This window comes from Planctomycetia bacterium, assembly GCA_021413845.1.
Classification (GTDB): Bacteria; Planctomycetota; Planctomycetia; order Pirellulales; family PNKZ01; genus PNKZ01.
Genome location: JAIOPP010000058.1, coordinates 35,740 through 54,651 on the forward strand (window position 1 = coordinate 35,740; position 18,912 = coordinate 54,651).

Consider the following 18,912-nt stretch of genomic DNA (forward strand, 5'->3'; position numbering starts at 1 on the left):
TAGGCATGCCACCGTGACGACCACCCACTCCGCCGGCGAAGACCGCTACGACGTGATCGTCGTCGGCGCGGGTGCGGCGGGGTTGCTTGGTGCGGCTCGGGCCGCGGAGCGCGGGCGGCGCACGTTGCTCTTAGAAAAGAATCGCAAGCCGGGGGTGAAGATCCTCATCTCCGGCGGCACGCGCTGCAACGTCACTCACGATTGCGATGCCCGCGGGATCCGCGATGCTTTCGGCTCGGCCGGTTCGTTTCTACATTCGCCGCTTGCCGCGCTGGGGCCGCGCGAAGTCGTCGAGTTGTTCCATGCCGAGGGGGTGCTAACGTATGTGGAGCCCGACACCGGCAAGGTGTTTCCGCGGAGCGATCGAGCCGTCGACGTGGCCGATGCGCTGGTGCGGCGTTTGCGGCGGAGCGGGGCGGAACTGGCGCTCGACGAGCCGGTCGAAGCGTTCGAGCCGGTTCCCTCCGCAGGCGACAACGCGGCGAAGCCCACGTCGTTTCGCGTCGTCACTTCGAAGCGGACTCTCGTTGCCGAAAAGCTGCTCATCACTACGGGCGGCAAGAGTTATGCCGGTTGCGGCACCACGGGCGACGGCTATCGCTGGCTCGCCGCGCTCGGCCACACGATCCGCCCTCCGCGTCCGGCGCTTGTGCCGTTGACCACCGACGAAGCCTGGGTCCGCGATCTCTCCGGCATCGCGATTCCGGACACGATTCTGCGCGTCGTCGCTGCCGAAGGTGTACCGCTCGGGTCGGAGAAGAAGCGCGTGCGAGGCTTGCCGCCGGGGGTGCTCATCGAACGGCGCGGTGCAACGCTCTTCACGCATGTCGGGCTTTCCGGGCCGGCCGTGCTCGACGTGAGTCGCGCCGTGACCGGAGCGAAGCGGCCGAGCGAAGTCTTGCTACTCGCCGACTTCTTTCCCGACGTGAGCGATGCGGCGCTCGACGAGTTGCTGCGCGCGGCGGCTGCGCGTGACGGCAAGAAGCTCGCGCTCGCGCTGGTGCCCGACCTGCTGCCGCGGCGCTTGGTTGAGGCGTTATTCACACAGGCCGGCATCCCGCACGAGCGCCGTGCCGCGGAGCTAGGGAAGAGCGAGCGCGCCAAGCTGATCGAGGCCTTGAAGCGCGCGAAGATCCGCACCAGCGGCAGCCGCGGCTTCGACAAAGCCGAGGTCACGGCCGGCGGTGTCGAACTCGACGAAGTGGATTCCCGCACGATGCAAAGCAAACTCGTGCCGGGCCTGTTCCTCGCCGGCGAGATCCTCGACTTCGACGGCTTCATCGGCGGCTACAACTTTCAAGCCGCGTTCAGCACCGGTTGGCTGGCAGCCTCGTCGATGTGACGGTGCGAACAGAGACGGTGGCCGGAAGACTTGTTGCGGGTCCGCGACCGGCGACGATACAATAGGAGCCTCCCGCCGCTCGCCCACCACGATCCTTCTTGCCCCGCCTTCCGCATCGCTTAGCAAGCTCCTTCCCCAGGCCGGCCGCTATGCTCGCAACACGCCGCCGCTTCGGAGATCGCCGCTCGCTGCGTCTCGCCATCGGTCTCTGCCTCGCCGCGTACGGATTTGCAAACGCTTCCTGCACCGCGGCCGCCGCCGAAGTAAGCTTCACGCGCGACGTCATGCAGGTGTTGTCGAAGGCCGGATGTAACCTCGGCACGTGCCACGGCAACGCGAACGGCAAGGCCGGCTTCAAGCTTTCGCTGCGTGGGCAAGACCCTCAGCTTGACCATACGGCACTCGTGCGCGACCAGCTCGGCCGGCGCATCGACAAGCTGGAGCCGGAGCAAAGCCTGCTGCTGCTCAAAGCAACGATGCAACAAGCCCACGAAGGAGGCCGACGCTTCACGCGCGACTCACACGCTTATGCCGTGTTGAAGTCGTGGATCGCGGCGGGCGCGCCGAGCGATGTCGGCCGAATACCTGCCTTAGATCGGCTGCTCGTCACGCCGGTCGAGCAGTTCGTCGTCGAGCCGGCGGAAGAAGTGCGCATCCGGGCGGAAGCGGTCTTCGCCGATGGCTCGCGGCTCGACGTTTCCGACAAGGCCGTCTATGAAACCTCGAACAAGCGCGCCGAGGTCGCGGCCGACGGCACGGTTCGCCGCAGCGCGTTCGGCGAGACGACGGTGCTGGTCCGTTATCTCGATCGGCAAAGTCCCGTCCGGTTGGCGTTCGTGCCGCATCGGCCCGACTTTCACTGGCCCGATGCCCACGAGCCGAACTATCCTGCCGAGCGAAACTATATCGACACGGCGGTCTTCGCGAAGCTCCGCGCGCTGCGCATGCTGCCCGCTCCCCTATGCGACGACGTCGTGTTTCTTCGGCGCGTCTATCTCGACTTGCTCGGGCTGCTGCCGACGAAGGATGAAGCGCAAAGGTTCTTAGCTGAAGTCGAACCCGACAAGCGCACGAAGCTGATCGACGAGCTACTCGCACGGCCGGAGTTCGCCGATCATTGGGCTTTGAAGTTCGCCGACCTACTGCGGCTCGAAGAAGAGGCGCTCGATCGGAAGGGAGTGCAAGGCTTTCATGCTTGGCTTCGGCGCCGGATCGATCAAGACTTGCCGCTCAACGAGATGGCTTCCGAGTTGATTGCTTCACGCGGCAGCACGTATCTCAGTCCCGCTGCGAATTACTATCGGGCCCAGCGCGATCCGGTCGTCCGTGCCGAAACCGCGGCGCAGGTGTTTCTCGGCGTCCGGCTGCAATGTGCGAAGTGCCACAACCATCCGTTCGATCGTTGGACGCAGACCGACTACTACCGCTGGGTCAACGTCTTCTCGCAAGTGAAGTACAAGATCCTCGAAGATCGGCTCAACGATAAAAACGCCACGCACGAATTCGACGGCGAGCAGCTCGTGTGGCTGGCTCCGTCGGCCGACTACGACGATCCGCGCACCGGTGCGCCTCGCGCGCCGCGCATGCTCGGGGCGGTGCAAGACTTGCCGACCGGCGAAGATCGGCTGCGGAATCTTTCCGCTTGGCTCGCGGCCGACGATAACCCGTTCTTCGCGCAGGCGCAGGCGAACCGCATTTGGTTTCATCTCATGGGGCGCGGGATCGTCGATCCGATCGACGATTTTAGGGCGACGAATCCGCCGTCGCATCCGGAACTGCTGGCCCGTCTCGCTGCCGACTTCGTCGAGCATCGTTTCCGCTTGAAGCATCTGATCCGCACGATCATGAACTCGCGCACGTATCAACTCTCCGGCGCTACCGACGAGACGAACCGCGACGACGAGAGCAACTATGCGCACGTCGCGCCGCGCCCTTTAGCTGCCGAGCCGTTATTGGATGCGTTGTCGCAAGTGACCGGTACGAAGCTCAAGTTCGCCGGCTATCCGCTCGGGATGCGGGCCGGGCAGCTTCCCGGCGTCCGGACGTTTCGCGAACGCTCGAAGGCCGGCACCGGCGGCGATACGTTTCTCACGAAGTTCGGAAAGCCGCTCCGGTTGCTGAGTTGCGAATGCGAGCGTTCGAGCGACGTCGCGCTAGGCCACGCCTTTCAACTCATCAGCGGGCCGACGATCAACGAGCTGCTCACCACGCCGGAGAACCGGATCGACGCGTTGTTGAAGTCGGGCCGAGGCGTCGACGCGATGATCGAAGAGCTCGCCTGGGCCTCGCTGAGCCGCGCACCGACGGCCGAAGAACGAACGTCGCTCGCGGCGTATGTGGCGAAAGCGAGCGACAAGCGGAGCGCGTTGGAAGACGTCGTTTGGGGTTTCGTCAACGCGAAAGAATTTCTGCTGCGCCGGTAACGGAAAGGAGCCGTCGATGTCTTTATTCGAGTCTTACGAACGGCAAGCAGTCGCCGCGGCGCTCGAGCGGCGCGATGCGCTGAAGATCGGCGGGCTCGGGATGTTGGGCTTGTCGATGCCGCGCGTCTTGCAGGCCGAAGAACAAGCGAAGCTCGTCGCGCCGAAGCTGAAAGCCAAAGCGAAGAGCGTCGTGTTTCTGTTTCAGTTCGGCGGGCCGAGCCATCTCGATACGTTCGACATGAAGCCCGACGCCCCCGACGGCATCCGCAGCCTCTACGGCAGCGTGCCGACTTCCGTGCCCGGGCTCCGGATCTGCGAGCATCTGCCGCGCATGGCTCCGATGATGGACAAGGTGACGCTCGTGCGCGGCGTCCATCATACGATGAAGAACCACAACTCGGCGGCCTACTACGCGCTCACCGGCCACGCCCCGCCGGTCGACGACATTCGGCTTCGCGATTCGATCGAGTTGTTTCCGGGCTACGGTTCGGTCGTGTCGCGCTTGGCTCCCGGCGACGGCGACGTGCCGACCTTCACGGCCCATCCGTATGTCTGCCGCGATGGTTCCGTCACGCCCGGCCAACACGCGAGCTTTCTCGGCCGCAAGTTCGATCCGTTGCTGATCGCGTCCGATCCGAATGCCGGCGCGTTTCATTTGCCGGAGTTGAGCTTGCCGCAAAACTTGTCGTTCGACCGGCTCGCGCAACGGCGCGGCTTGCAGCAGCTCATCGATCGGCAAACGCGCAGCTTGGAGAACTCCCCCAAGGCCCGCGGGATCGATCAATACTACGACACGGCACTCGGCATGCTCACGTCGTCGAAGATCTCGGCGGCGTTCGACTTGGGGCGCGAGCCCGAAGCGGTGCGCGAACGCTACGGCCGAACGACCTATGGGCAGAGTTGCTTGCTGGCGCGGCGGTTGGTCGAGTCGGGGGTGAAGTTCGTGAATGTCTACTTCTCCGACAGCATCGGCGGGCGCAGCACCGAGAAGGGGGGCTGGGACACGCACGGCTTCGACAACACCCGCGCGTTTCCGATCATGCAGAAGTATCATCTGCCGCTGACGAACCAAGTGCTCCCGACGTTCCTCGCCGACCTCGACGAGCGCGGCTTGCTTGAGGAAACGCTCGTCGTTTGGATGGGTGAGTTCGGCCGGACGCCGCGGATCAACGCCAATGTTTCGCGCGATCATTGGCCCGGCTGCTACACGGTGTTACTCGCCGGCGGCGGCGTGAAGCGAGGCTACCTCCACGGCGCGAGCGACAAGCACGGCACGATCCCGAACCGCGAACCGGTAAAACCCGACGACCTAGCCGCGACGATGTTCCATCTGCTGGGGATCGACTCAGGAACGGAAGTGTTCGACCCGAACAATCGGCCGTTGCCGATCGCGGCGGGTTCGCCGATTCATGGGGTGATTGCGTAGGGCTTTTGATTGGCGCGAGATCGAAGACCGATATGTTTAAGTTCTCTCTACGACGAATACTGATTTCTATCGGCTTGTTTTCGGTTGTGTTGGGTTATGCCAGTGGGTGCTTAAGAAACGTTCATGGCGGCTACGCCATCGATTTCACGCCGTTCATCCGCTCGTTCGCGATCGTCATTGCCGGAATCGGAGCGAGCGTTGGAATGTTGTTCAATAGTTGGGGCATCCGCGTCCTTTCCGCAACCCTGCTGCTGTTGATGATTGTCTTCGATTTGTGTTCGTGATCGTTGGGAATTTGACTTCTCGTTTCCCCGCCGGCAAGATGGGGTGTGCGATTCTCGCTCGGTGCTTGATGGTGCCGAGGCGAGTTGATCGCCTCCTTTCTTAGTAGGCACGCGGTCGGTTTATGAGCGTCATTATCGGCATCGATTTGGGAACGACCAACTCCGTCGTCGCGGCGATGACCGATCAGGGGCCGAAGCTGATTCCCAACGCGCTCGGCGAGACGTTGACGCCGTCGGTCGTCGGGATCGATGAACACGATAAGCTGCTCGTCGGACTTGCGGCCCGCGAACTGCAAGTGGTGGCGCCGGAGCGGTGCGCTTCCATCTTCAAGCGGCACATGGGAACCGATCGGTCGGTAAAGATTTGCGGCCGGAAGTTCTCGCCCGAGGAGCTTTCGAGCTTGGTGCTGCAATCGCTTAAGGAAGACGCCGCGGCGTTTTTGCAGTTGCCGATCGAGCGGGCCGTCATCACGGTGCCGGCCTATTTCAACGAGCATCAACGCAAAGCGACGATCAACGCCGGACGAATCGCGGGCCTGAAGGTCGAGCGGATCTTCAACGAGCCGACCGCGGCGGCCGTCGCCTATGGCTTTCACGAAATGAAGGACGACAAGACGATCGTCGTCTTGGATCTCGGCGGCGGCACGTTCGATGTTTCCGTGGTGGAGCTCTTCGAAGGGGTGCTCGAAGTCCGCGCGTCGTCCGGCGAAAACTTTCTCGGCGGCGAAGACTTCACGCGAGTCATGGCGGCGAAGATCTTACAACAGCAAGGGCTCGTCTTCGAACGCTGCGAGCATGAATCGTCGAAGCTGGTTTCGCGGTTGTTGCAACAATGCGAACGAGCCAAATGCCGGCTTTCGCGCGAGGAAACGGCGTCGGTACGGCTGCCGAACCGAGAAGGAGAGTTCCCCGCCGCCGCCGCTGCCGAGACGAAGAGTGCTGATGCGACGAATGCCGAAGTCACGATCACCCGCGAAGAGCTCTTGCGCTGGACGGAGCATCTGATCGCCCGAGTCGAAATGCCGATTCGCCGCGCGCTGGGAGATGCGAAGCTCGCGCCGGAGAAGATCGACGAAGTGGTGCTCGTCGGCGGGGCGACGCGTATGCCGCGCTTCATTCAACGGGTCGGCGAGATTTTCGGCAAGCCGCCGCATTGTCGCTTGAATCCCGATGAAGTCGTCGCGATCGGCGCGGCCGTGCAGTCGGGCCTGATGAGCCACGACGCCGGCGTCGACGACTTGGTCGTGACGGACGTCTCGCCGTTTTCGCTCGGCACCGAAATTGCGCGCGAGTTCGGCGTCGAAGTGCGCGACGGCTACTTCATGCCCGTCATTCATCGCAACACGACGATTCCGGTCAGCCGCGTCCGCCGCGTAAGCACGCTGCATCCGAACCAAACGCACGTCACGGTGAAGATCTATCAAGGCGAGGCGCGGCGGTGCGAAGACAACCTGCTGCTCGGCGAGTTCGAGGTGCGCAACATCCCGCCCGGGCCGGCCGGGCAAGAGATCGACTTGCGCTTCACTTACGATCTCAACGGCGTGATCGAAGTCGAGGCGACGATCGTGAAGAGCGGGAAGAAGTATTCGCACGTCGTCACGCGGCACGCGCAGGGGATGAGCCCCGAGCAGATCGCGAAGGCGGTCGCGGCGATGAAGACGATCAAGGTGCATCCGCGCGAAGATTCCGTGAACCGCTTCCTCTTGCAACGGGCCGAACGGCTTTACCAAGAGCTGCCCGCACCCGATCGGGATCGGATGGATCGCGTGTTGCACCAATTCGAGTCGGCGCTCGAGCTGGGAGATCCGCGACAGATCGAGGAACAGCGGGCGGAAGTGCGTTCGTTTCTCGCGCTCTTCGATCGGGGCGACGACTACGAAGGAGCGCCGGATGCGGAACCCTGACGCGGCGGCGCCGGCCACGCTCGAGATTGCACGCGCCGATTTGATTCCCTGGGCGCGCGAGGAACTGCAAGTCGGTCCCGAGGCGGGGGTCGACGAGTTTCGCCGCACGCTACTCGAACGGCTCGAAAAGGAAAGCTGGTTCCCGTCAACCGAAGCGCAGTACGCGTTGGAAACGCTCGCATTGCGTTCGGCGGAGGAACGCCGCGCGCTGGTCGGTGTCGGCGGAGGCTCGTTCTTTTGGGCCGCGGAGAAGAAGCTGCGCGAAGAGGTCGAACGATTCGCGGAAGGGTTCTTTCAACAGAGTCCACCGCAACGGACCATCGCTTGGCAGCGGCTCGCCGAACGCTGCCGCACGTTTCCGACCCTCGCGCATCGACTGCGCGCGCTGCAACCGGGGCTTGAGGTCGTCGTTCCGCGCACGGGCCACGATCGCGCGGTGCTCGACTTGGCGGAACACCTCACGCAGCTCTTCACGTTGCGCCCGGAAGAACGATCGAAACGTCGCCGCACGCCCGACGAGCGCCTCACGGCGACCTTGCCGCAATGGCGCGACGCGGCCGGGCGCTTGCAGCGGCAGTTGCCGCTCGTGGCGGCCCTCGAACCCGGCTTGGTGAATGCGCTGCTCACGGCGAAGAAACGTTCCGTGTCGCGCCTCGGAGAACTCGTCCCGGCGTTCGACACCGACGGTTCGGCGAGGGCTCACGACTACGGCGGACCGAAGAAGTCGCGCAAGATCTTCAATCTGGCGCCGGGCCAAGGGGTCGCGATTCTTCGTAACGGCTGGGTCATCGTCGTGGCGATGTTTGCGATTCGCGTGTACTTGAATTTCTTGTCGTCTTCCAAATCGCCGCCGGCTCTTTCGACGCCCCGCGCGCAGCAGTCGCCGGGAGCTTACGGACGGGTCGAGCGCGACCTCAACGCCATCGATCGCGAGCCGGGGAATCGAAAGGTTGCCGAAGCGCTGGAGAGATTGAAGGCGCAACAGCAGGCGCCTCGACCGGCGCCGTTCGTGCCTCGCTCGCCCCCGATGCCGAACCCGGTGCCGAACCCGAATCGGAGCGCGAACCCCTCTTTCAATCGACCCTCGTCGAGGCCGAACCCTGGCCCTGCGATTCCGGCGCGTCCTCGTTGATGAGCGACTTGCCGTTACCCGCCGATCTTGCGCGTTGGCCGGAGAACGTGTTCGAGTTGCTCGGCGTCGTGCTCGGGACCGACGAGAAGGGGCTGAAGCGCGCCTATCAAAAGCTGATTAAGACGTATCGCCCGGAGCGTTATCCCGAGGAGTTTCGGCGGATCCGCGAAGCGTACGACACGGCCCTGTCGATCACGGAATGGATGGCCTCGGTCGGCGATCTGCCGAGCATCGAGAAGTCGGCAGCGGAGCAGGGGAGCGTTCCGCCCGTTGCCGAAGGGGCGAGCATGGAGCAGTCGGCGATTCCGAATTCGGCGGACGTAGCTCCGACCGCGGCGAACGGAAGGCCGACGTCCGTCGAACCGACGTACGAGGCCCGACTTGCCGCGGCTTGGGCGCCGGCCGTCGGCGGCGATAGCGCCGCGGCGTATCGCGAGCTCGATGCACTGCGCAGCGCGACGCCGACCCGGCATGAAGCGTATCTCGGGCTCTATTGGCTGTTGCGGCTCAGCGCGCGGCTCGACGCCGAGCGGCAGCCGTGCGATTGGTTGATCGCCTGTATGGAAAAGGCGACCGCTTCGCGCGGCGCGGCGGTGGAGTTGTATCGCCGCGAGCTCGAGCGGCGGCCGGCCGAAGCATTGACGCCGCGCTGCACGACGTTATTACGCGAGACGCTGCTGAGCGGCCCGATCTCGTTGTTGGCCGATTGGCGATGGAAAGCGGCGGTGCGGAGCAACGCTTGGGCCCTCATTCGGGAAGACCTGGCCGTGTTGCGGCGCTCGCGCGTGGCTTACGATGCGAGCGTGTGGATGCGAGTCTTGTGGACGGCGGTCGAATGCTTTTGCTGGTCCGATGCGGAATCGGCAAAAGCGTTGACGGCCGAATGCATGCAAGACCTGGAGCAGTTCGGCAATGCGCAGGAGTCGAACTACGACTCGCTGACGCAACTCGACTACTTGCGCGAAACGGCCGAGGTAGTGAAGAAGTTGCGCGACGAAGGGGTGTCGCCGGCGTTCTGCAATCTGATCGCCGGCTCGTGGTCGCTCCAGGCGCTCGACTCTTACGTCGAGATCTGCGCGTTCGTTGCGCCGTGGATCGACGATCCCGCCGAGCTGTTGATTTTGCTGTCGGAAGTGGCCGGGAAGGGACCGGCCGCGCTGAGCCGTTTCGGGCAGCTCGTGCAGCAGGTGCAAACGGAGACGGAGCGGAACGGCGAGTCGTTTTGGACTTTGGAAACGGCCCGCGGCGTGGTCGTGGATTTTCTCGATGTCCCGACGTTGAAGCAGGGTTACACCTCCGAGTTTCGTTTGCGGCTGTTGAAGTTTTGCCTCTACCATCAGCTTGCGCCGGAAGCCGTGGCGCAGGTAATGGCGGAGAATGAGTTCTACGCCTCGATCAACGCGCGGCCGGCGGAAGAGATCGCGCGCGATTGGCCGCTGCGGTTCACGTATCAAACGCTGCGGCTCGTCACGCTTTAGCGCGGGAGCTTAAGCCGCTCGGGACCGGCCGTTCGCTTGACGTTCGCCGGCGAAGGGGGACAATAGTACGCTTCGCTGCTGCCGCCTTGTGTCGTTCCGTATCGTCCCCCTGTTAGCGAGCTTGTCCCGTGTCGAACTTCGCCGTGATCTTGCCGGCCGCCGGGAAGAGCAGCCGCTTTCGCGATAAGAACTACAAGAAGCCGTTCGTGCCGCTCGGCGGGAAGCCGGTGTGGTTGTATTCGGTCGAGCGGTTTCTTGCTCGCAGCGAAGTGAAGCAAGTGATCCTCGTCATCGCGCCGGAAGATCGCGAAGAGTTCGATCGGAAGTTCTCGGCGAACGTCACGTTTCTGGGGATCGAGGTCGTCGCCGGCGGGGCCGAGCGGGCCGATTCCATTCAGAACGGCCTCGCACGGTTGAAGCCCGAGATCGAGTTCGTCGCCGTGCATGACGCCGCGCGACCCTGCATCGCCGACGAATGGATCGGCCGAGTCTTCGCGGCGGCGGAAAAAACGGATGCCGCGATTCTCGGCGTGCCGGTCGCTTCGACGTTGAAACGAGTTACGGCCGACGGCACGATCGAAGAAACGGTTTCGCGCGCGAACCTTTGGGAGGCCCAGACCCCTCAAGTATTCCGCAAAGAGCTGCTGCTGGAAGCGTATGCCAAGCGGGCCGGCTTCCAAGCGACCGACGATGCGCAACTCGTCGAGCGCTTGGGGCGCAAAGTAGCCGTGGTCGCCGGGTCGCCGATCAACATGAAGATCACGACCCAAGACGACCTGCGCTTCGCCGAGCAAGCGATCAAAGCACTGCCGAAGCCGAAGAACGATTTCTCGAATCCGTTCGCGGGGGACGACTTTTTTCGTTAGTAGTTGATTGTTGAAATGACGAAGTGCGAATGACGAAAGAATGACGAATGACGAAGCACGGAAGGCCTTTCGTCATTCGTACTTCGTGCTTCTTTCGTCATTCGCACTTCGACATTCGTGCTTCTTTAGTTGAGTCTCGAATCTCTCTCGCTTTCTCGGTTTAAGTAGTATGTCGCAAGCTCCTGAAGTGTTGGCCGATCTCCGTCGTCGCGGCATGGTGCATCAAACGACGGATGACGCCGGGCTGAGTGCCTGGCTCGCCGAGAAGCCGCGCACGCTCTACGCCGGCTTCGACCCGACGGCCGATAGCCTGCATGTTGGGCACTTGGTGGCGTTGATGATCTTGCGCCGTTTTCAGCGGGCCGGGCATCGGCCGATCGCGATCGTCGGCGGAGCGACCGGCATGATCGGCGACCCGAGCGGCAAGAGCGACGAGCGGAATCTGTTGTCGAAAGAGCAACTCGCGGCCAATGTCGACGCGATGCGCGAGCAGATGCGCCGGTTCCTCAGCTTCGACGGGCCGCAAGGAGCGCTGCTGCTGAATAACCTCGACTGGATCGGGCCGTTTACGTTTCTCGATTTCCTGCGCGACGTCGGGAAGAATTTTTCCGTGAACATGATGCTCGCGAAAGACTCGGTGAAGGCTCGGCTCGGCTCCGATGCCGGGCTCAGCTACACCGAGTTCAGCTACATGCTCCTCCAGGCGTACGACTTCGTGAAGCTCCACGAAGCGCACGGCTGCGAGTTGCAAGTCGGCGGAAGCGATCAATGGGGGAACATCACGGCCGGCATCGACCTCGGGCGGCGCATGCGCGGCGTGCAACTCTACGGCATGACCTGTCCGCTGCTGACGGATAGCGAAGGTCGCAAGATGGGGAAATCCGAAAAGAGCGGCACGGTTTGGCTTTCGCCTGCGAAGACGTCGCCGTACCAGTTTTACCAATACTGGGTGAACGTGACCGACGCCGACGTAGCGAAGTGTCTCGCGCTCTTCACCGACTTGAGCCATGCGGAGCTCGACGCGCTCGATGCCGCGCGCGCCGCGGACGCGAGCAAGCGCGAGAGCCAGAAGCGGCTCGCCGACGAACTGACGAAGCTCGTTCACGGCGAGGCCGGCCTCGCCGAAGCGCAGCAAGCGACGCAGACCCTCTTCGCCACGCCGGTCGATCAACTGAGCGGCGAGCTCTTGGAGCAAGCGCTCGCGGGGATGCCGTCTAAAGAGCTTCCCCGCGCGAAGCTCGACGGCGCAGGGCTGAACATCATCGAAGCGATCGTCGCCGCCGGTTTAGCGACGAGCAACAGCGACGCTCGCCGCGCCATCCAAGGAGGCGGGGCCTACGTGAACGACCACCGCATCGACGACCTCAAAACGCAACTGACCGCCGAGCAGTTGATCGGCGGAGCGTCGATGATCGTGGCGGTGGGGAAGAAGAAGAAAGCCGTGCTAAGGTTCGTTTAGGACGTTTGTGAACCGGACGCTAACGCGTTCCGGCTAATAGAAGCCCATCAGCCGGAACGCGTTAGCGTCCGGTCTCTCAGCCTAGCGGCCCCTCGAAGGGATCGAGCCCCAGCGACTCGATCGGGCGGTTCAGTGGGTCGTTCGGGTCGCCGACGGGTGGGAGTTCTTCCTTCGTCGGGCGTACGACGAGCCGGGTGCCGCGGACGTCGACCACTTTCACGTGCGTCCCATCGTCGACGGCGTCTCCTTCGCTCACGGCGTCGTAGATCCGGCCGTCGACGAGGACCGGTCCGCCCGGCAGCATCTCGGCCTTCGCCGTGCCGAACTTACCGATGAGCACGTGCCGCTGTTTTCGCAAGTCGGCGTCGGGCACGGCGTCGTCGCCCGTCGGCACATCGAGCAAGATGCGCTTCCCGAGCGGCGTACTCGGCCAGAGCTTGAAGCCGATCGCCAGGAGGATCGGCGTCCCGAAGACGGCGATCGTCATGAAGCCCAGGCCCGCGGTAGAGGAGTGACGAAACGCGGTGACGATCGACGCGATGACCGACACGGCGGCGATGAACGCCAATACGCCGCCCGAGGGAACGAACATTTCGATGATGACGATCAACAGCCCGAAAGCGAGCAAGCAAGCGGCCCAGGCGAGAGGGGACATCATCGGCAGCGTCTCATATTACCCACGTCTTACGATCACGCGTCTTACGATCACACAGCGTACGTCGGGCTTGGAACATAAATCAAGCGTTGGCTTGCCGCACGACGACGCGCGTTCCTTGCACTTCGATCACTTCGATCGGCAACCCACGATCGATGAACTCTCCTTCGCTGATCACGTCGACCAGTTGCTCGCCGAAGCGGGCCTTGCCGCCGGGCACCAGCGTGGTCGAGGCGGTGCCGCGAGCGCCGAGCAAGTGTTGGAACTGCCCGAGCGATTCGCGCCGCGAAAGCTCGCTCAGTTCTTCGCCGATGGGAGGCGCCAGCAACACGCGGCTGAACATCGGTGCGTGCGGCAGAAAGCGGCGCATTATGGCCGAAGTGGCGATCGTGCCGCCGATCGCGCCGACGACCACCAACAGCGACGTTCGCAGATGCTCCATCTGGTAGTCGTTGCGCGGGATGACGAACGTCTGACTCGCCAACACGAGCGAAGTGATGACGAGCAAGCCGCCGCCGAGCCCGAAGATGCCGACGCCGGGAAAGACGAAGATCTCGATCAAGACGCAGAACATGCCGAGAGCGAAGAGCAGCGCTTCGAGCCAGCCGGCGGTTCCGCCGAGATGCTGGCTCCAGAAGTAGAGCACGAAGCAGACCGCGGCGACGAACCCACCGACGCCGACTCCCGGCGTGTGCAGCTCCATGTAGAGCGCGGCCCCGCCGATGAGCAGCAACAGCAAACTCAGGCTCGGCGTGTTAAGGGCGGCGATAAACTGCATCGCGAGATTCTGTTCGAGCAGCTGCGGGTCGTGCTCCAAATGGTACAGCGCTTTGAATTCCGCGAAGTCGGCGACCACATGCTGCGACAGACCGAGATCATCGGCCCGCTTGCCGGAAAGCAGCAGGTTGTGCTGCGGGGCTTTGATTTGTTCCCCTTGTTGCCATTGCCCGGTGTCGGGTCGGCGATCGACTTCCGCCTCGGTGAAGTATTCGGTCAGGCCGTTGTCGCGGCGGGTATAGCGAAACACTTCGAGCTTCGGGTTGACCATCGCCGCGGCGAGCGTCGGCGAGTGGAATTTCGCGCCGGCGATGTCGCGAAACGTGATCTCGGTCGTGGCGATGTTCCGATCTTCGATCGCCTTCGCGCCGCTGCCGCCAAGCTCGGCGTCGGGCAGCATCACGATCTGGTCGCAAGCCAGTGCGATGAGGGCCGCATCGCCGCGCGCTTCGCCGGCGATATAGGCTACGGTGCGCCGCTTCGAAGGGTCGAGCCCCTTCGCAAGATGATGCGCGAGCTCCGAGCTCGCGGCGAAGTCTCCGCCCGGGCTATCGATCCAGACGCAGATGAAGTTAACGTCGTTCTTACGAATCTCGTCGTCGATGACTTTGATCTTCTCTTGAATCATCTCGGCGTTGATCACCCCTCGCACGTCGACGCGCACGGTGCGCCATTCGCCGTCGATCGAGGGATCTTCTTCGAGCGCTTCGCCGGAGAGGCCGAGCTCTTGCAACAGCTCCGTCTTATCCGCCGTGCGGCGGCCGACGAAGCCGAACTCTTGCGCTTGGGCTCCCGTGAAGAGTCCCGGCCGGCCGGCGGGAATCACCACCTTCGGCTCGCTCACCGCTTTGCGCTTTTTGAGCGCTTCGAGATCTTCGCGTAAGACGAACTCCCGGCTGCTCTCCGTTTCGACTTGGAGCAGCTCGATCTTTTTATCGAGCATCTTCAGCGCGATCGGCAGCGGCACGGTCTTGCGCCCTTCGGCGATCTGGCGATAGCCGGCGGTCATGACCTGATCGATCGAGGTTTCGTGCGTTCCGGCATCGCCGATTTCGGTCGTCTCGTTCACGCCGTCTTTATGGATGATGATCTCATTGCACGCCAGCGCGACGAGCACGCCGTGGCCGGTGAGCGTCTTCGGGACGTAAGCGATCGTGGTCGCGCCGTTGAGGTTCGGCCCGCTGAGATACTTCGCCAAGTCGTGAGCGCTGCCGAACTCGGTGCGGCCCGACTGGATCTCCAAGATGACGACCGGCCATTGCTGATGCTTCTTCGCCTGATCGACGAAGGTCTCGACGGTGCGCCGAACCCGATCCCGAACCTTGTCCGTGATCGGAGCTCCGATGCGGAGGTATTTGCCGACCCGCTTTTCACCGGCAGGGCCGAGTTGCGGCGGACCGGCTTTCGCCCCTTCGGGCTTCTCCGCGGCCGGCTTGCCGGGCTCGTCGCCGCTGGCAGGTGCTTGGGCCAGCAGGCCCGAAGCTTGTGCCAGGAGGCATGTAGCCGTTAGTAAGCTGAAGACCGGAACCGTCAGTGTGCGAAGCATCGCCTTTACCATCGGTAGATCGACCTGCCCCACAGGGGTCTAATGCGGCCCGAGACCTTAGTGGCCCCACACCGAAACGGCCCAGGAACTCGCGGCCTGAAACGCCTCGATAAGCACTTCGCCGCTCGGGCGTAAGTATTTACCGAATATGGCCTTTCGTCCGGGAATTATAGAGAGCCGGCCCGGCGAGTCAATCAGCGGAGCCCGGGTAGGCGATCTGCAACTGAGACGCAACTCGCCACGCAAGAAGGAGTTACGCTCCCGGAGACGGCCTCTCGATCTCCGAGGCGAGTGGCCGGTGTGAACCGGCCGTTGGGGGGCGGCACAAGTGCCGTATCTCTACAGGAACATTCGCCCACGCTTACCGATTCGCCGACGGAGCCAAGCCGACGTTGATGTTCGGCTGTCCGTTGGGAGGGCCGGCTTGTTGTGGGTTCGCACCCGGCGCGGCTCCTTCCGGTTCGTCGCCGCTCGGCATCACCTGGTGTTGCCAACCGAACGGCGTACTGGGGCGCACGAAGACGCCGGTAAACTCGCGAAAGTTGTTAAACGCTCCGTTCACGACCATGTCCGTGAACTGATAAACGGTTCGGTCTTTGCCGTTGGGCAAGTGCATGTTCAAGGCAAACGGCTCCAGCTTCGTCACCGCCTTGCCGTCGTGGGCGAAGCTCAGAATTAGATCGATCTTCTGGAAGTTCGCGGCGTCTTTGGCGTGTCGAGGATAGACCTCGAGCCAGACCTGATCCGCTTGGTTGGCTTGGGGCGTCGTGATACGCAGCCAATAGCGGGCCTTCATCTTTCCGGCATCGACGCCGAACACGAACGGCATCGGCCCGTCGGCGATCGCTTGCCCTTGCATTGCTTTCGGCAGCGGATGTTCGCGCATCTGCTTTAAGTCGTTCCGAAATTCGAAGACGGCGGCGCCCGTGCAGATCCACTTCTCGCTGGCGTCGTCGAGCTCGTAGTAGCCTTTGTCGGGGGCGGCGTATTTCAGTTTCCCTTTGACGATCCGCTTCGCGGCGTTCGCGTTTCCGAACACGCCGTCGTAGTCCCAGCGGGTAAAGGTCGATTCATAAGTCTTCACCTGACCGCTCTTCATTTGCCAATCGGTGAGCAGTCGATCGAGCACCTCTTCTTCCGGCGGCGAGAGCACGAAGGGAGCTTGCTGGAGCGGCTGCGGTGCCGGCGCCGGCAACATGCCATTTCCCGGCGGCAGCCCTTGCTGCGGAACCCCGGCCGGCGGGCCGACGAGTTGCTGCTCGAGCGGCTGCGGCGGCAATTGTTGTTGTTGCAGCAGCTGTTGTTGCTGTTGTTCAGGTGGAAGTTGCTGCTGCGGAAGCGGTTGTTGCTGTTGTTCGGGGAATTGCTGCTGTTGCGCCGTTGCGACGACGGCCCAAAAGATCACCAGCAACATGACCGAAAGCGCCGTGAGCGGAACGATGCGCGACGACATAGCGAACACCTAGCGGAGAAGGAGACGACGCTGGAGACAACACCGACGGGAGGCAAAATGCGGGCGGGATTCTAGCAACATGCCCAAACCGACCCTAGACCGATTCACCCCGCTGGCGGCACGATTCGGCCTCGCGCTGCGCGGCCGCGCGAACTCCGGCCGGCCGCTGGTCGACCTCGTGCCGGCAGGCCTCGCGAAACCTCGCACAAGTATGCCCTCGGAATAGGTTTTGTCCGTCGCCGAGGCCGAGAAACGCCGGTTTCGTCGCCGTTCATGCACCGTTCGGCATGGGATTCGCCCGCATGGCTTGGGCGATTCCGCCTCGGCTGGCCCGCCGGCTTCCATCTCGCGACCTCTTCTTTGAGCGGCTCACTATGCGTTACCTAGCTCTTGCAACCGACTATGACGGCACGATCGCCACGAGCGGCATCGTCGACCAGCCGACCTTGGCCGCGCTCGAACGGCTGCGCGGCTCCGGCCGGAAGCTGATCCTGGTCACAGGCCGAGAGCTCGACGACTTGAAGAAGACCTTCGACCATTTCGAGATCTTCGAGTGGATCGTGGCGGAGAACGGCGCGCTGTTGTATCGGCCGAGCAATCAGGAGTCGACGTACCTCGGCGAACGCCCGTCGCAAGCGTTCGTCGATGAGTTGGTGCGCCGCGGCGTCGGCCCGATCTCGGTCGGCGGAATCATCGTCGCGACATGGCATCCCCACGAGACGACGGTGCTCGAAGTCATTCGCGATCTCGGCCTCGAACTACAGGTGATCTTCAACAAAGACGCCGTGATGGTCTTGCCGGCCAACATCAACAAGGCGACCGGCCTAAAAGCGGCGCTGAAGCGCATGGAGCTCTCGCCGCACGAAGTGGTCGGCGTCGGCGATGCCGAAAACGATCACGCGTTTCTCAGCATGTGCGAGTGCTCGGCCGCGGTCGACAACGCGCTGCCGGCGGTGAAGGAGCGTGCCGACATCGTACTGGCGCGCGACCACGGAGCCGGCGTGACTCAGTTGATCGACCAGATGCTGGCCGACGACCTGGCCGATCTCGAAGGCAAAGTCGAGCGGCATAAGCTGCTGCTCGGGACGCGCGCCGACGGGGTCGAGCTGCGCATCCGTCCGTACGACAACGGCATCCTCATCGCGGGCCCTTCCGGCAGCGGCAAGTCGACCGTCGCGACAGGCCTGCTCGAACGTCTCGGCGAGCATAAATTTCAATACTGCCTCATCGATCCCGAGGGAGACTACACGGCCTTCGACGGGGCGATCGTGCTCGGCGGCGCGAAGCAACCGCCGGTGATCGACGAAACGCTGCAAGTGCTCAAAGACCCAACGCGAAATTGCGTGTTCAATATGGTCGGCGTGGCGCTCGCCGATCGGCCGGCGATGTTCCTCACGCTCTTGAGCCGGCTCTTGGAACTACGCGCCGCGACCGGCCGGCCCCATTGGATCGTAGTCGACGAGGCCCATCATCTGCTGCCGACGAATTGGCTGCCGGTGGCGCTCGCGCTGCCTCAGCAACTCAATCGTTTGATCCTCATCACCGTTCATCCGGCCGCCGTCTCGCCGACGGTGCTGGAAACGGTGAAGCTGGTCGTCGCCGTCGGGCCCGAGCCTGCGGAAACGGTGAAGGAGTTGTGCGTAGCGTTGAAAGCGCCGGAGCCATCGCTGGCCGGGCTCCAGCGCGGCGAGGACGAAGTGTTGCTTTGGTCGCGCGCGACCGGTGAGACGGCCTTCGTGCGCCCGGCCCGCAGCAAATCGGAGCGTCGTCGGCATATCCGTAAATACGCCGAAGGCGAGCTGCCGCCGGAACGGAGCTTCTATTTCCGCGGTCCGACGAAGGCGCTCAACCTGCGCGCGCAGAACTTGATTCTCTTCATGCAAACGGCCGACGGCGTCGACGACGCGACTTGGAAGTTTCATCTCGATCGCGGCGACGTCGCTCGTTGGTTTGCCGAAGGAATCAAAGACGGTGAGCTCGAAGCCGAAGCGCAAGGGATCGCCGAGCAGTCGTCGCAAGGGAACCGCGTGACGCCGAAAGAAAGCCGCGCACTCATTCGCGCCGCGATCGAGAAACGCTACACCTTGCCGATGACGCCGTTCATGCCGATGCCGGATACCGACGCCAAGCCGGTGCATGCGTGAGCACAAGAAATTATCTCGACGCG

At 63.3% G+C, this 18,912-nt stretch carries 14 protein-coding genes; 11 read left to right on the forward strand and 3 right to left on the reverse strand.

Annotated elements, in window-relative coordinates:
• The first annotated feature begins 13 nt into the window (after positions 1-13).
• From K8U03_10720 to tyrS, 9 genes are all read left to right on the forward strand, one after another.
• Complete coding sequence (locus tag K8U03_10720; GenBank protein MCE9605360.1) at positions 14-1,342, forward strand: NAD(P)/FAD-dependent oxidoreductase; 1,329 nt, start codon at positions 14-16, stop codon at positions 1,340-1,342.
• A gap of 149 nt (positions 1,343-1,491) precedes the next feature.
• Entirely contained in the window at positions 1,492-3,765 is a 2,274-nt protein-coding gene (locus tag K8U03_10725) for a DUF1549 and DUF1553 domain-containing protein (protein ID MCE9605361.1), read from the forward strand.
• A gap of 16 nt (positions 3,766-3,781) precedes the next feature.
• Positions 3,782-5,191, forward strand: coding sequence for a DUF1501 domain-containing protein (locus K8U03_10730; GenBank protein ID MCE9605362.1), 1,410 nt, complete (start codon positions 3,782-3,784; stop codon positions 5,189-5,191).
• A gap of 32 nt (positions 5,192-5,223) precedes the next feature.
• The gene (locus tag K8U03_10735) at positions 5,224-5,475 is read left to right on the forward strand and encodes a hypothetical protein (GenBank protein MCE9605363.1); all 252 of its coding nucleotides are present in this window, start codon (positions 5,224-5,226) and stop codon (positions 5,473-5,475) included.
• Between the two features lie 122 nt (positions 5,476-5,597).
• Entirely contained in the window at positions 5,598-7,379 is a 1,782-nt protein-coding gene (locus K8U03_10740; protein ID MCE9605364.1) for a molecular chaperone HscC, read from the forward strand.
• Positions 7,366-8,511 (forward strand): hypothetical protein, encoded by a 1,146-nt coding sequence (locus tag K8U03_10745; GenBank protein ID MCE9605365.1) that lies wholly within the window; start codon positions 7,366-7,368, stop codon positions 8,509-8,511. The genes K8U03_10740 and K8U03_10745 overlap by 14 nt, the downstream gene beginning before the upstream one ends.
• The gene (locus tag K8U03_10750; GenBank protein ID MCE9605366.1) at positions 8,511-9,989 is read left to right on the forward strand and encodes a J domain-containing protein; all 1,479 of its coding nucleotides are present in this window, start codon (positions 8,511-8,513) and stop codon (positions 9,987-9,989) included. Before K8U03_10745 ends, K8U03_10750 begins: the two co-directional genes overlap by 1 nt.
• Before the next feature lie 128 nt (positions 9,990-10,117).
• Positions 10,118-10,855: a 2-C-methyl-D-erythritol 4-phosphate cytidylyltransferase gene (ispD, locus tag K8U03_10755; GenBank protein ID MCE9605367.1), complete on the forward strand. Its 738-nt coding sequence runs from the start codon at positions 10,118-10,120 to the stop codon at positions 10,853-10,855.
• Positions 10,856-11,024: 169 nt separating this feature from the next.
• On the forward strand, positions 11,025-12,314 hold the full coding sequence (tyrS, locus tag K8U03_10760) for a tyrosine--tRNA ligase (GenBank protein ID MCE9605368.1): 1,290 nt from the start codon (positions 11,025-11,027) through the stop codon (positions 12,312-12,314).
• Positions 12,315-12,390: 76 nt separating this feature from the next.
• Here the strand turns inward: tyrS and K8U03_10765 are convergent, their stop codons facing one another.
• The 3 genes from K8U03_10765 to K8U03_10775 all read right to left on the reverse strand — a co-directional run bounded on the left by K8U03_10765 (position 12,391) and on the right by K8U03_10775 (position 16,745).
• Positions 12,391-12,972, reverse strand: a complete 582-nt coding sequence (locus tag K8U03_10765) for a hypothetical protein (protein ID MCE9605369.1) — start codon at positions 12,970-12,972, stop codon at positions 12,391-12,393.
• Positions 12,973-13,051: 79 nt separating this feature from the next.
• A complete protein-coding gene (locus K8U03_10770; protein MCE9605370.1) occupies positions 13,052-15,292 on the reverse strand; it encodes a hypothetical protein in 2,241 nt (746 codons plus the stop codon).
• A gap of 361 nt (positions 15,293-15,653) precedes the next feature.
• Positions 15,654-16,745, reverse strand: a complete 1,092-nt coding sequence (locus K8U03_10775; GenBank protein MCE9605371.1) for a TIGR03009 domain-containing protein — start codon at positions 16,743-16,745, stop codon at positions 15,654-15,656.
• Positions 16,746-16,824: 79 nt separating this feature from the next.
• Here K8U03_10775 and K8U03_10780 point away from each other — a divergent pair, with 79 nt between their 5' ends.
• Positions 16,825-16,971: a hypothetical protein gene (locus K8U03_10780; protein MCE9605372.1), complete on the forward strand. Its 147-nt coding sequence runs from the start codon at positions 16,825-16,827 to the stop codon at positions 16,969-16,971.
• 148 nt (positions 16,972-17,119) lie between these two features.
• On the forward strand, positions 17,120-18,889 hold the full coding sequence (locus K8U03_10785) for an HAD-IIB family hydrolase (GenBank protein ID MCE9605373.1): 1,770 nt from the start codon (positions 17,120-17,122) through the stop codon (positions 18,887-18,889).
• Positions 18,890-18,912: the final 23 nt, after the last annotated feature.